The organism is Halorubrum sp. CBA1125 (assembly GCF_009742825.1).
GTDB lineage: Archaea > Halobacteriota > Halobacteria > Halobacteriales > Haloferacaceae > Halorubrum.
Genome location: NZ_WPCE01000357.1, coordinates 1 through 1,384 on the forward strand (window position 1 = coordinate 1; position 1,384 = coordinate 1,384).

1 protein-coding gene is annotated in these 1,384 nt (G+C 70.4%); it reads left to right on the forward strand.

What is annotated here, in order from left to right; genetic code table 11:
• Positions 1–1,384: cation-translocating P-type ATPase (locus GJ633_RS16655; RefSeq protein ID WP_156589647.1), on the forward strand; the 1,384-nt coding region annotated here is incomplete at both ends.

Genomic DNA, 1,384 nt, shown 5'->3' on the forward strand with positions numbered 1-1,384 from the left:
GTCGACGGGATGCACTGTGCGACCTGCGAGGCGTTCATCGAGGCGGTCGCGACCGACACCGAGGGGGTGAGCGCCGCGAGCGCGAGCTACGTCACCGACACGGTGCGGATCGACCACGACCCGGAGGCGGTCACCACGGACGAACTCTCCGAGACGGTGAGCGGGCTCGGCTACAGCGCGTACCCGCGCGACGACGCCTTCGAGCGCCGCCGGGCGGACAACATGGCGACGGTCCGGCTGGCGGTCGGCGTGCTCGTCGGCATGGCGGTCATGCTCCAGTACATCGTCATCATCTACCCGACGTACTTCGCGTTCCCCTTCTACGACGAGCGCACGCTGGAGTACCTCAATTCGGCGATGGCCTCGACCTCGGGGACGTACTTCTTTATCGTGATCGCGGTCCTGACCACCATCGTCCTGTTCGTCACCGGCCGGCCGATACTCCGGGGCGCGTACGTCAGCGCGAAGACGCGCTCGCCGAACATGGATCTCCTCGTCGCGATCGCCGCCGTCAGCGCGTACGTGTACAGCACGCTCGCCGTCGTCTTCGTCGAGTCGCCGTCGGTGTACTACGACGTCACCGTCGCGATCATCGTGATCGTCACCGTCGGGAACCACTACGAGGACGCGATCAAGTCGCGCGCGACGGAGCTGCTCTCGGACCTCACGGCGGTGCAGGTCGACTCGGCGCGGCGACTGGTGGACGAGAACGCCGGAGGCGCCGACGGGGACGAGGGAGCCGCCGGCGTCGATGAAGCGGGACCCACCGAGGAGGTCGCCCTCGACGCCCTCGACCCCGGCGACCGAGTCCTGGTCCGCGCGGGCGAGCGGATCCCCGTCGACGGCGATGTCGTCGACGGCGACGCCGCGGTCGACGAGTCGGTCGTCACCGGCGAGTCGATGCCGGTCCGCAAGGGGCCGGGCGACGCCGTCGTCGGCGGCTCGGTCGTCGCCGACGGGTCGCTGACGGTCGCGGTCGGCCCGGACGCGACCTCCAGCCTCGACCGCGTCGCGGAGCTCGTCTGGGACCTCCAGAGCGGGAACCACGGCGTCCAGAAGCTCGCCGACCGGCTCGCGACGATCTTCGTCCCGGCGGTGCTCGCGATCGCCGTCCTCGCCGCCGGGGCGAACCTGGCGCTCGGCAACGGCGTCACGACGGCGATGCTCGTCGGGCTCACGGTGCTCATCGTCTCGTGTCCGTGCGCGCTCGGGCTCGCGACACCGCTCGCGGTCGCCGCCGGGATCCGCGACGCCTTAGAGCGGAACATCGTGGTCTTCGACGACACCGTCTTTGAGCGGGTCCGCGACGCCGACACCGTCGTCTCGACAAGACGGGGACGGCTGACGACGGGCGAGATGCGCGTCGTCGAGCGCGACCTCGACG